Raw genomic sequence first — 11,176 nt, 5'->3', positions numbered from 1 at the left:
CGTATCCTGAGTTATTGCGATTTTTATCGTATATTCGACATTTGCCGAACAGCCCGCTTTTTCAAGGTCCGCCAATTGTTGTTCTCAAAACGCAAGATGAGGCACTTTGCGGCGGCAACTGGCGCATACGTAAGGATACTGCGTCGCACAATCTTCACTTTGCCCGTCCTTATCCCCCGGCTATCGTCTGGCCGCATAATTCCTCAGCCGGACGAGGTTCTGAATGAAACACGCATGCAAACCTGAACAAGCGGCGGAGATGATTCCCGACGGATCGGTGGTGTTGATTGGCGGCTTCATGGCCGTGGGAACACCCGAGCGCATCATGGACGCCCTCGTGGCCCGCGGCGCAAGGAACCTGACGGTCGTCGCCAATGACACCGCCATGCCCGGCAAGGGAATTGGCAAGCTGATTTCCGCCGGAGCCGTGTCCAGGGTGATCGCCTCGCACATTGGCCTCAACCCGGAAACGCAACAGAAGATGATTTCAGGAGAGATCGAGGTCGAACTCGTTCCGCAGGGAACGCTGGTCGAACGGATCCGGGCCGCAGGGGTCGGTCTCGGCGGCGTGCTGACCAAGACAGGGCTCGGAACACCCGTCGAGGACGGCAAGCCGACCGTCGAGATCAATGGCGAAACCTTTCTTCTGGAAACGCCCATCAGAGGCGATTTCGCCCTGCTGGCCGCACGCCAGGCGGACTATGTCGGCAATCTGGAATACTCACTGACAGCCCATAATTTCAATCCGATCATGGCGCTGGCGGCCGAAACCGTGATCGCCGAGCCCCAGCTTATTGTTCCGGTCGGTGTCATCTCGCCAGATTCGGTGAAAACGCCGGGTGTTCTGGTCGATCATCTTATCGAAAGGGCTGCGTGATGGAAGCCAAGGAAATCATTGCCCGCCGCGTGGCGCACGAAGTCAAGACGGACATGCTGGTCAATCTTGGCATTGGGCTGCCGAGCCTCGTTGCCAATTATCTGCCGAAAGATGTCCATGTATTCTTTCAGGCCGAAAATGGTGTGATCGGTTTGGGTGCCCGCCCGCCGGAGGGCATGGAAGACCCGGACCTGACAGATGCCGGCGGCGGGTTCGTGACCGCCTTGCCGGGCGCGGCCTCCATCGACAGTGCCATGAGTTTCGGCCTGATCCGGGGCGGTCACCTGGACATGACCGTGCTTGGAGGCTTGCAGGTCGATGCGCGTGGCTATCTTGCGAACTGGATGATCCCCGGCAAGATGGTGCCGGGCATGGGCGGGGCGATGGATCTGGTGGCGGGCGCCAAGAAGGTGGTGATCGCCATGGTGCACACCGCCAAGGGCGCCCACAAGATCCTGCCCGAGTGCACCCTGCCCCTGACCGCGCAACGCCGCGTCAGCCTGATTGTGACAGAAATGGCGGTCATCGAGCCGACCGAGGCGGGCCTTGTCCTGAAGGAACGTCACCCCGACGTCAGCGTGGACGAGGTCATCGCCGCAACGGGCGCCAGTTTGATCATGCACGGCGATGTCCCGCCGATGCAGCTCACATAACGTCTTGCAGCAGTGAAATGGAAAGCCCGCGCCAATGCGCGGGCCTGATGGTTTATCCCCGCAAGCAACTCATGCTTTGGCGGCCTGAATGGCCTCCCATACCCGCTGGGGCGTGGCGGGCATCTGGATCAGATCGCTCACACCGGCGCCATCCTTCAAGGCCATTTGAAGGGCGTTCATGACAGACGCGCAGCCCCCGATGGTGCCCGCTTCCCCGGCGCCCTTGATGCCCAGCGCATTGGTGCTCGACGGCACGTTCCGGGTCTGGAAGTTGAAATCCGGCAGGTCGGCGGCGCGGATCAGCTGATAATCCAGCAGGGAGGCCGTCATCAGCTGCCCGTCCTCGTCATAGACCACCCGTTCGCAAAGGGCCTGGGAGATGGCTTGAGCAGTGCCGCCATGGACCTGACCTGCGAGCAGCAACGGGTTCACGGTGACGCCGAAGTCGTCCACGATCACATAGTTGACGATGGTGACGTCGCCGGTGTCCGGATCGACTTCCAGTTCGCAGATATGCGTGCCATTGGGGTAGGTGGCCTCGGCCTGCTTCACCATGTCCTGACCGGTCAGGGTTTCTCCGCTTGCGGCCGCGATATCCGCCAGGCTTACCTGCCGGTCCGTCCCCACGACGCGCACCTGTCCACCGAACAGTTCGAGGTCCCCGGCACCGACCTCAAGCTGGTCGGCCGCCTTTTCCTTGATCTTGTCGACAAGGATTTGGGATGCATTGTTGACCGAGGGAAGACCAAGGGGGATCGACCGGGACCCGCCCGTGCCGCCACCCTTGCGGACACGGTCGGTATCGCCCTGAATGACCTCGATCGCATCCAGGTCGATCCCGAATTTCTCAGCAATCACCTGCGCATAGGCAGTTGCATGGCCCTGACCATTGGTCTGGGTGCCGATCAGGAGGGTGAGCGTTCCGTTGGCGTTGAGTTCAACCGTCGCCTCCTCGCCGCCCGGGAAGGCGCAGGCCTCGATATAGGAACAGATCCCGATGCCGCGGTATTTGCCCTCAGCCGCACTCGCGTCCTGGCGGGCCTTGAACCCCTCCCAATCGGCCACTTCCAGCGCTTTGGTCAGGTGCCCCTCATAGTCGCCTGTGTCGTACATCCGGCCGGTCTGCGTGGTGTAGGGCAGCGCCTCTTTCGCGATGAAATTCCGTTTGCGGATCTCCACCGAACCAAGGCCGGTTTCCTCGCCGGCCTTTTCGATGAGCCGCTCGATCAGATAGGCGGCCTCCGGGCGCCCCGCTCCGCGATAGGCGTCGGTCGGCACCGTGTTGGCGTAGACGCCGGTGATCCGGGCCTCCAACGCGGGGATGTCATATAGGCCGCTTGACATGGAAGTTCCGACGAACGGAATGAACGGGCCGAACTGGTGGAGATAGGCGCCCATGGCGGCCTTCACATGCACCTTGAGACCCAGGATCTTCGAGTTCGCATCGAGCGCCAGCTCGGCATGGGTGACATTGTCCCGGCCATGGGCGTCGGTGATGAAATGCTCCATACGCTCGCCGGTCCACTTGACCGGACGGCCGAGCTTTCTGGCGGCCAGGAGGGAGAGCGGGTATTCCCGATAACAGAACATCTTCGTGCCGAATCCGCCGCCGACTTCCGGCGTGACCACCTGCAATTTGGCGGGATCGATGTTCAGGATCCCGGTGCAGATCACGTCGCGCATGCCATGGCCGCCCTGGGTGCCGAGTGTCAGCTTGAACCGATCCGCGCCCGCATCGAACTCCGCGACACAGCCGCGCGGCTCCATGTAGTTGGCAACGAGGCGATTGTTGATCACGTCGATGGAGACGACCCGCTCCGGCTTCTCGAACGCGGCGGCCGTCTTGTCCGCATCCCCGTGCCCAAGCGTGAATGCCACATTCGTCCCATAGTCAGGCCAGACCAGCGGCGCGCCATCCTGAAGCGCGGCCTCGATATCGACCACGACATCCAGCGGCTCGAAATCGACTTCGATCAGTTCGGCCGCGGATTTCGCGGTATTGACGTCATCGGCCACGATATAGGCGATTGCATCCCCCACATATCGCACCGTGTCCTTGCACAAAACGGGCTGCGGAGGGCATTTGTGCGTGCTGCCGTCAATCTGCTTCATGACCGCCCGCGTCGGCATGGTCCCGACGCCATCAAGGTCATCGCCGGTTAGGATTAAATGAACCCCCTCAAGCGCGCGGGCATCGTCCAGCCCGGCGAGCGTGAACGTCGCATGGGCCATGGGCGAGCGCAGCACATAGGCATGCAGACACCCGTCCGGCATGTAGTCGCCGGTGTAATGCCCTTGGCCGGTAATCAGAGCCTGATCTTCCTTCCGGCGGACGGGCGCTCCGATGCCGAATTTCGGGGTCACCATCTGATTCATGGGAGTTTTCCTTGGCCTGCGAGATGAGTTTGGCCCGGGCGCCGGGCAATTCAGTGTTTCCGGACGGGCCGTCATGGGGGCGAACATAACGCCCGCTCCGGGAGGTGACCAGTGCGGCAGCGCAAAAAGACGCGCTTCAAATCCCTTGATCGAAACGGCGCCTTGACGTTGGTTTTACTTTCAAGACCCGTCATTTGAATGGACGGCGGTCGCAAGATGGTTATCCCGTATGGAAACCTGATCCACGGAAAGGTCCGCCATGCGCCTCCTGCTGCTGTCCGTCTTCGCGCTGTTCACCAGCGCCACGCCAAGTATCGCTGCCGGGACTGTCGGCTGGTTTCTCGAAGTCTTGCCCGGTCGCTCCGCCCCAGACAGCTTCGCCCCCGGTTTTCAGCCGGCTCCGAACGGTCTGCCCGATGGCGCGGTTGCACAAACCCTGTCGGGAGATATTCGAGAGGCCTGGTACATCGAACCGACCGGCCGATACGGGCATGCCATTCTGGGCGACGGGATCGAAGCCGGGGGCTTGTCGGTAAAGACCGCGAGCGGCGAGGTAATGCGGTTCGTTCTGCCCGACACGGATGTTTTCGAGGACCGTACGCCGCGCCTTGCCGATCTGGACGGGGATGGGCGGACGGAAGTCGTCACGATCAAGGCGTCGGTCCGGCTTGGAGGCTCTGTCACCGTTTACGGTTTGCGCGACGGCACCCTTCGGGAACTGGGAACGACCGGTTACATCGGGCGCGCCAACAGATGGCTCAACATCGCCGGGATCGACGACTATCTCCAGCTCGGCAGAAAGCAGATTGCCTATGTCCAGACGCCGCATATCGGCGGCACACTGTTCCTGTATGATTTCGACGGATCAGGCTTGACACGGCTGGTGTCGAAAACCGGGTTCTCCAATCATGCCATAGGATCGCGGGAGATGGATCTGTCGGCCACCCTTGATGCCACCGGCGACGGGATCCCCGATTTGCTCCTTCCAACAGACGGCCTTCGGGTCTTGAAGCTTTTGAGCTTTGCATCCGGACAAGCACGGGAAGAAGCGTCGATCACCCTGCCCGGCCGGCTGGCCAGCGGGATCGTGCAAGAGGCCGCACCGGCGGGGCCCGCCTTCGTGTTCGGCCTTGCCGACGGTCGCACCTATCGACTTCAAAAACGGCCTAGATGATCTCGTCTTCGTCGAACATCGGATCGGCAAGAAGCTGGGAATTGAGGCTGTCCAGCGTGGCTTCCGCATCGTCGGAGGACCGCAATTCCGCCAGATGAAACAGCCCATCGCCCTCGTTCACGACCGGCAGATGCGTCCGGCCGATGACCAGCCCTTCGACCGGGGCGAGGATCTCGTGCTCCACCTCGCCAAAAGGATCGGAGATCATGCCGATCAAATCGCCCGCCCGCACAAAGTCCCCCGCTGTGCGGAAGGTGCGCAACAGCCCTCCGGCCGGCGCGCGCAACCACAGCGTTGTGGACGCCCGCAAGGACGGCGCCTTGGGTCTGGCAATCCCCTTGCCGGAAACCATCTGAAGCGTGCGCAGAACCCGCAAGATGCCGCTGACCCCGGTGCGGATCGCCATTTCGTCGAAGCGCAAGCCCTCGCCGGCCTCGAACAACAGCACGTCGACACCCTCCTGCTTGGCCGCTTCGCGCATGGATCCTTCTCGAAGTCTCGCTGTCACGATGATCGGCGCCCCGAATGCACGGGCCAGGGACAGGGTTTCGGGACGCGATGGCGAGACGCGGATTTGCGGCAGGTTGGTCCGGTGAATCGCTGCCGAATGGAGGTCGATCCCATAGTCGCAGCGCTTTACGATTTCGCTCATGAACAAATGCGCCAGGCGCCCGGCGAGCGAGCCTCCCGGTGTACCGGGAAAGGACCGGTTCAGATCCCGCCGGTCTGGCAGGTAGCGCGAATGGCTCAGAAAACCGAAGGCATTGACGATCGGCACCACCAGCAAGGTGCCTTTCAGATTATCCAGATTGGGCGCCTTCAGGATACGGCGGGCGATCTCGACACCGATCACCTCGTCACCATGAACGGCCGCACTGACAAACACGGCGGGCCCGGGCTTGCGCCCGTGAACCACATGCACCGACATGGTGACTGGTGTGTGATCGGACAGGACGCTGACCGGCAGATCGATCGTCCGGCGGGTCCCCGCTTCTACTTTCTGCGATCCGATCTCGAACGCTGGGCGCGTCACGGCTATCCCTTTCCGCGGGTCTTGGTTCTGCCCGCCTCGGCATGCTTGGCAAGAAAATCGATGATCTTTCCGGCGGCATCGACGCCAGTCGCCTTCTCGACCCCTTCCAGGCCTGGCGAGGAATTCACCTCCATCACAACCGGACCATGGTTGGAACGCAGCATATCGACACCGCACACATTGAGCCCCATCGTCTTGGCGGCCCGAACAGCCGTGGATCGCTCCTCGGGAGAAATACGGATGGCATGGGCAATGCCGCCGCGGTGCAGATTGGACCGGAATTCCCCCTCCGCACCGGTTCGCTTCATCGACGCAATCACCTTCCCGCCGACCACGAGCGCGCGGATATCGGTCCCCCCGGCTTCCTTGATGAACTCCTGCACGAGGATGTTCACGTTGGCCCCGCGAAACGCCTCGATGACCGATTTGGCCGAGCGTTCGGTATCGGCCAGAACCACCCCGATGCCCTGCGTGCCCTCCAGCAGCTTGATCACCACGGGCGCCCCGCCCGCCGTGGCCAGAACCTGTTCCGTCATCTTCGGATCATGGGCAAAGGTGGTCACCGGCAGGCCGATGCCGTCACGCGCGAGAAGCTGCATGGAGCGCAGTTTGTCCCGGGACCGTTCAATGGCGACCGATTCATTGAGGGTGTAGACGCCCATCATCTCGAATTGGCGCAGGACCGCAAGGCCGTAAAAGGTGATGGACGCCCCGATCCGTGGCACGACCGCATCGTATCCCACGAGCTTCTGCCCATTGTAGTAGATCTCGGGCCTCCGGGACGCGATGTTCATGTAACACCGCAACGTGTTGATGATGTCGAGATCATGACCCCGCTCCGCCGCGGCCTCCTTGAGACGGCGGTGGGAGTACAGGTCCGGGTTTCGGGCTAGCATTGCGATCTTCAAAGGTCGCTCCCTGGTTCTGTGCTGTCAGACGGGCCCTTGGCCGGGTAGATATGGTCAGCGGGATGTGAAATGTCTTCCAATGACGTTGCGTGCTCATGACCCGGAGCCCCCATCAGGAAGGAACGCCCCGGATTGACAAGAATATTCCGGTTCCGGATGGCCGTCCGTCCTAGAATCATGTCGAAACCCATATTCGCGCGGTTGGCGAGCGACAATTCGATGCGCCACCGATGCCGGCCCAGGAGCATGAGCACCTCGATAATGAGCCGTGTCTCGGGAACGCCGCTCGTGTTCTTGATGGCACGTTCATCATGCACGGGCACATCGATCCACACAGGTTTATGCACGATCGATTTCGGTACCCGAAACTTCACTCGGGATTGACCGGCCCTGTCGAAAACGGAGATCTGCTCCGCGTGGATCGCGGACGTGCGCGCGCCGGTATCGATTTTGACCCGAAGGGCGGGTATGTTCAGCTCGGGCAGCGCGACGATTTCCCGCCAACCGACAATGTCCGGTTTTCCGATCCGAGCTTTGCGCCCCGGCTTCATGATTGCTGTCCCCCAAAGCCACCCGAATGCAACACGGATTTCTTGAAAATGGAAGGCGGGCCAGCCATGTGGCCAGCCACCGCTGTTCCGGAATTACCGGTAGCGCCCATGCCGTTGAAGGATTTCGATCTGATACCCGTCCGGATCGGCAACGAAGAAGAACCGCGCCATCAAAGATCCCTCACGCTCGAATTCCACGATCTGGCGCGGATTGAAGCCAAGTTCGGCGAACCGCGCGTGCTCGGCATCCAGATCATCGACGCAAAAGGCGAGGTGGCCATATCCATCGCCCAGATCGTACATCGTTTCGCGATCCTTGTTGATCGTCAGTTCCAACTCGAAGTCAGCTTCGCCGTTTCGCAGGTAGACGAGAGTGAAGCTGTCGAACTCGAAGCGGTCGGCAACCGAAAGCCCGAATGCCCTGGCATAGAATTCGACCGACCGCCCCTCATCGAGCACACGGATCATGGAGTGAATCGCTTTCGCCAAGGCACATCTCCGGTCAGTCTTTAAACCATGCCACGCCCAACGGGCGCGTGGCCGATTGCGATGTGACGCGTTGCGGCTGGGACGTCAATAGGGGTTTTTTGGGGACCGGTCGTCCGAAAGGCTTTGCCGGGAGGAACGCGTCAGATTTTCGATGGCATCCGCCAGATGAATCTCCTGGATATTGTAGTCGCCGCGGGCGAGCCGAAGCTTGTGCGCCTCCAGCATGACTTGGCCCATCGGCACCCCCTCAGGCGGGGTGAAGCGGTAGCAGGCCAGTTCGATCAAAAGCCCGAGAGGGTCCCGGAAATAGATCGAATCCATGAACCCGCGGTCTTTTGGCCCACTGTGGGTGATGCCCCGCTCGTCCAGCCGCTCGACCACCTGGCGGAAGGTCGCCAGTGACACGGTGAGCGCCAGGTGATGCACACAACCGATATCCTGCGGCGCGGGCGTTGAACTCGGCCGCCGTTGTTCGTCCGTGAAAATGGTGATGAGGCGGCCATCGCCCGGATCGAAATAGAGATGGCTCTGCTGGCCATCATCCAGATTGGGTTGCTCGAACACAAAAGGCATGCCCAGGAGCCCTTCCCAGAAATCGATGGAGGTCTGCCGGTCCGCGCCAACGAGCGTAATGTGATGAATGCCCTGCACCTGGATCTTCTGCATGCCGTTTCCCCTCATAGCATCTTGCGGCAATTCTTGTGCGGCGGGCGCCGGGCGGCAAGGCCGTGACCAGTGAACACACTGTCCGGGGTCGCGGCGACGCGCCTCCGCGGCCCGGCCGGGCCGTGACTTTGCCCTTTCCCCGGCGCGAAAACCGGCTATGTTTCTTGTCGATAAGGACCAACACGAGACGGCCGGTCCCGCGGTTGTCTAACATATCTTGCCCCCCACATGCGCGCTCCGCGCGGTGCAGCCGCCACCCGGAAAAGAAACAGATCATGTCGAGCCAGGAGAATCCGGGAAGCGACCCTGCGGATGCCAAAGCGCCGGAACCGGCGAAGGGCCTGCGAGGCCTGGCCACGACGATCAAACGCCTGCCCGCCAACACGATCGGCGCCCTTTGGATCCTGCAGGCCGCCTTTTTGTTCACCGTCATGACGGCTCTCATCAAACTCGTTGGCGACGGTTTGACCGTGTTTCAGATTCTGGCCATCCGGCAGGCCATCATGGTTGCGATCGTTGCCCCAAAAATCGTGCCCAACCTGCCAGGCTCGCTCGCGACGCGGCGGCCTGGCCTGCAGGCCGCGCGGATTGTGTTCGCGTCCACAGCCATGTTGTGCGGGTTCACGGCGATCATCCATATGCCGCTGGCAGATGCCACGGCGCTTGGCTTTTCGAAAACCTTTTTCGTCACCGTGTTCGCCATCTTGTTCCTCGGCGAACAGGTCGGAAGGCACCGGTGGGGCGCAACGATTGTCGGATTTATCGGCGTTCTTGTGATGTTGCGGCCGGACGGCGAAGGCCTGATCGACCCCTATGCCCTGATGGCGATCGTCGGGGCGGCAGCGGCCGGCATGGTGATGATCATTCTCAGGATCCTGACGCGTACCGATGCGCCGGTCACCATTTTGACCTACCAGGCAACCTTCGTGGGGCTGATCATGGCGATACCAGCCTACCTGACCTGGCAAACCCCAACCTTCGATCAGTGGGTTCTGCTGGGTCTCATCGGTGTCGTCTCCTGGGCCGCCCAGATGTCGAACATCCAGGCTTTCAGAGCCGGAGAGGCAACGGCGATCGCCTCGCTCGACTACACGCGGCTGCTTTATGCGACCTTGTTCGGGGCTTTCCTGTTCGGGCATTGGCCCAGTGTTGAAACGCTGGTCGGGGCCGTGATCATCATCGCGGCCTCCCTTTACACCGTCCGGCGCGAGGCCATTCATGGCAAGGCCCTGACGCGCCATGCCGAAGGGCGCGGTTACAACAGCTGACGAGCCGCCTCAGGCGCCGTTGAAATGCACCGTTCCAAGTCCGGAAATGTCATAACCGCCGAATTGCGTGGCTTTTTCGGCAAATGGCGCTGTCTTGGTGAACCTGAGCAGCGACTGAACCGGGGCTTCGAAATACTCCTTGCGCCCGATCAGGAGATCGAACCGCTCCTGACGGAGCGGGATGAACTCCAGCCGGTTTTGGCGCGCCGCCGTTTCCAGCCCGAATGCTGCGTCCGCCTCGCCGGAAAACACCGCCAGCGCTGCCTCCCGCTCGTCCCGGACACGGGGGCCGGGCTGAATCGCCGCCTCCACCCCCGCCCCGGCCGTGGCAAGCATGCGCTGGAGAAACAAATGGCTACCCGCCGCTTCCTGGCGCTGCACAAGGCGCTTGCCGGCCAGATCGGCAAGCCCTCGAATACGCTTGGGATTGCCCGGCGCGACAATCAGTCCCCGCTGGCGCTTGGCCCATTCGATCAGGACGACGGGCTTATACTTGTACAACCGCTCGGCAATCCCTGTGTTCCAGCCGTCCCCATGTTCATCCGGCACATGGAGCCCCGTCAGAACCCCTTCCCGGCGGCCGAACCGGTCAAGACCATCCAGACTGCCATCGAACAAACTGGCCAGACCGCATTCGCTGGACCGCAAGGTCCATTCCAGAAGCGGATCGTGACTGCCAAGGGCGACCAGCGGACGGCTTTCCCCGGGAATGGCATCCCCGGCCTCCTCGATCCAGGCCAGAACGGCATCCCGGGGGAACAGCAGTTTTCCGGTCGCCCGGCTGTGCGGGACCCCTCCCGTGGCGACAAGATCATAAACCTTGCGTTCCTTGACCCGGATCAGGTCGGCAAGTTCGCGTGTCGTGAGATAGACAGGAAGGTCTTCAAGCATGGGCCAGCCGGGTCACAGTCATACGTGTCAGCGTCGGTAGCGCGCGCGGCGGCCAATGGCAAGACGGCCGTTCGTTCCCTCCAGTCGCAAGGATCCGGCCACCGCCCGCAAATCGAGCAGACCGTTTGATAGCAAATCCGGCCGGCTTTCCCAATCTCGATCTTGAGGGACCGCAGCCAGCCGCGCCTTCAGGCGGGCGCAGCCGAACCGTGGACCGGCCGCATCCGCCGGGCCGGTCCAGCGCCCGGAGGCGTGGATCCGAAAAGGCGGTGTCACCAGCTTTGCCGCCG

12 protein-coding genes are annotated in these 11,176 nt (G+C 61.9%); 4 read left to right on the top strand and 8 right to left on the bottom strand.

The annotated features are described in order from the left end of the window. The first annotated feature begins 223 nt into the window (after positions 1-223). Together F0184_RS02945 and F0184_RS02940 are read left to right on the top strand one after the other, a co-directional pair. Positions 224-877 (top strand): CoA transferase subunit A, encoded by a 654-nt coding sequence (locus tag F0184_RS02945; protein WP_150494269.1) that lies wholly within the window; start codon positions 224-226, stop codon positions 875-877. Then, complete coding sequence (locus F0184_RS02940; protein WP_150494267.1) at positions 877-1,530, top strand: 3-oxoacid CoA-transferase subunit B; 654 nt, start codon at positions 877-879, stop codon at positions 1,528-1,530. Before F0184_RS02945 ends, F0184_RS02940 begins: the two co-directional genes overlap by 1 nt. Before the next feature lie 69 nt (positions 1,531-1,599). Here the strand turns inward: F0184_RS02940 and F0184_RS02935 are convergent, their stop codons facing one another. Further along, positions 1,600-3,906, bottom strand: coding sequence for a xanthine dehydrogenase family protein molybdopterin-binding subunit (locus F0184_RS02935; RefSeq protein ID WP_150494265.1), 2,307 nt, complete (start codon positions 3,904-3,906; stop codon positions 1,600-1,602). Between the two features lie 259 nt (positions 3,907-4,165). Between F0184_RS02935 and F0184_RS02930 the strand changes: the two genes are divergently transcribed. Next, positions 4,166-5,080, top strand: coding sequence for a hypothetical protein (locus F0184_RS02930; RefSeq protein WP_150494262.1), 915 nt, complete (start codon positions 4,166-4,168; stop codon positions 5,078-5,080). On the opposite strand, the gene F0184_RS02925 is transcribed toward F0184_RS02930, so the two are convergent. From F0184_RS02925 to F0184_RS02905, 5 genes are all read right to left on the bottom strand, one after another. After that, a complete protein-coding gene (locus tag F0184_RS02925) occupies positions 5,073-6,113 on the bottom strand; it encodes a succinylglutamate desuccinylase/aspartoacylase family protein (protein ID WP_150494260.1) in 1,041 nt (346 codons plus the stop codon). The two genes, F0184_RS02930 and F0184_RS02925, sit on opposite strands and share 8 nt — an antisense overlap. 2 nt (positions 6,114-6,115) lie before the next feature. Next, complete coding sequence (gene rimK / locus F0184_RS02920; protein WP_150494258.1) at positions 6,116-7,021, bottom strand: 30S ribosomal protein S6--L-glutamate ligase; 906 nt, start codon at positions 7,019-7,021, stop codon at positions 6,116-6,118. After that, entirely contained in the window at positions 7,018-7,572 is a 555-nt protein-coding gene (locus F0184_RS02915; RefSeq protein ID WP_150494256.1) for an ATP-dependent zinc protease family protein, read from the bottom strand. The genes rimK and F0184_RS02915 overlap by 4 nt, the downstream gene beginning before the upstream one ends. Before the next feature lie 93 nt (positions 7,573-7,665). Further along, positions 7,666-8,061, bottom strand: coding sequence for a VOC family protein (locus tag F0184_RS02910; protein WP_150494254.1), 396 nt, complete (start codon positions 8,059-8,061; stop codon positions 7,666-7,668). 84 nt (positions 8,062-8,145) lie between these two features. Then, on the bottom strand, positions 8,146-8,727 hold the full coding sequence (locus tag F0184_RS02905) for a VOC family protein (protein ID WP_150494252.1): 582 nt from the start codon (positions 8,725-8,727) through the stop codon (positions 8,146-8,148). A 275-nt stretch (positions 8,728-9,002) separates the two neighbouring features. Between F0184_RS02905 and F0184_RS02900 the strand changes: the two genes are divergently transcribed. Continuing rightward, a complete protein-coding gene (locus F0184_RS02900) occupies positions 9,003-9,995 on the top strand; it encodes a DMT family transporter (protein WP_150494250.1) in 993 nt (330 codons plus the stop codon). A 9-nt stretch (positions 9,996-10,004) separates the two neighbouring features. Here the strand turns inward: F0184_RS02900 and F0184_RS02895 are convergent, their stop codons facing one another. Together F0184_RS02895 and F0184_RS02890 are read right to left on the bottom strand one after the other, a co-directional pair. Continuing rightward, positions 10,005-10,886: a helix-turn-helix transcriptional regulator gene (locus F0184_RS02895; RefSeq protein WP_150494248.1), complete on the bottom strand. Its 882-nt coding sequence runs from the start codon at positions 10,884-10,886 to the stop codon at positions 10,005-10,007. 27 nt (positions 10,887-10,913) lie between these two features. Beyond that, positions 10,914-11,162 (bottom strand): hypothetical protein, encoded by a 249-nt coding sequence (locus F0184_RS02890; RefSeq protein WP_150494246.1) that lies wholly within the window; start codon positions 11,160-11,162, stop codon positions 10,914-10,916. Positions 11,163-11,176: the final 14 nt, after the last annotated feature.

This window comes from Roseibium aquae (assembly GCF_008711285.1).
Classification (GTDB): domain Bacteria; phylum Pseudomonadota; class Alphaproteobacteria; order Rhizobiales; family Stappiaceae; genus Roseibium; species Roseibium aquae.
This window is presented reverse-complemented; position numbering and strand designations above follow the sequence as displayed.

Bases quoted from the DNA above. Each gene is read 5' to 3' on its own strand.
- F0184_RS02935 (WP_150494265.1), bottom strand. From the start codon at position 3,906: ATGAATCAGATGGTGACCCCGAAATTCGGCATCGGAGCGCCCGTCCGC.
- F0184_RS02930 (WP_150494262.1), top strand. From the start codon at position 4,166: ATGCGCCTCCTGCTGCTGTCCGTCTTCGCGCTGTTCACCAGCGCCACG.
- F0184_RS02915 (WP_150494256.1), bottom strand. From the start codon at position 7,572: ATGAAGCCGGGGCGCAAAGCTCGGATCGGAAAACCGGACATTGTCGGT.
- F0184_RS02905 (WP_150494252.1), bottom strand. From the start codon at position 8,727: ATGCAGAAGATCCAGGTGCAGGGCATTCATCACATTACGCTCGTTGGC.
- F0184_RS02940 (WP_150494267.1), top strand. From the start codon at position 877: ATGGAAGCCAAGGAAATCATTGCCCGCCGCGTGGCGCACGAAGTCAAG.
- F0184_RS02945 (WP_150494269.1), top strand. From the start codon at position 224: ATGAAACACGCATGCAAACCTGAACAAGCGGCGGAGATGATTCCCGAC.
- F0184_RS02900 (WP_150494250.1), top strand. From the start codon at position 9,003: ATGTCGAGCCAGGAGAATCCGGGAAGCGACCCTGCGGATGCCAAAGCG.
- F0184_RS02895 (WP_150494248.1), bottom strand. From the start codon at position 10,886: ATGCTTGAAGACCTTCCTGTCTATCTCACGACACGCGAACTTGCCGAC.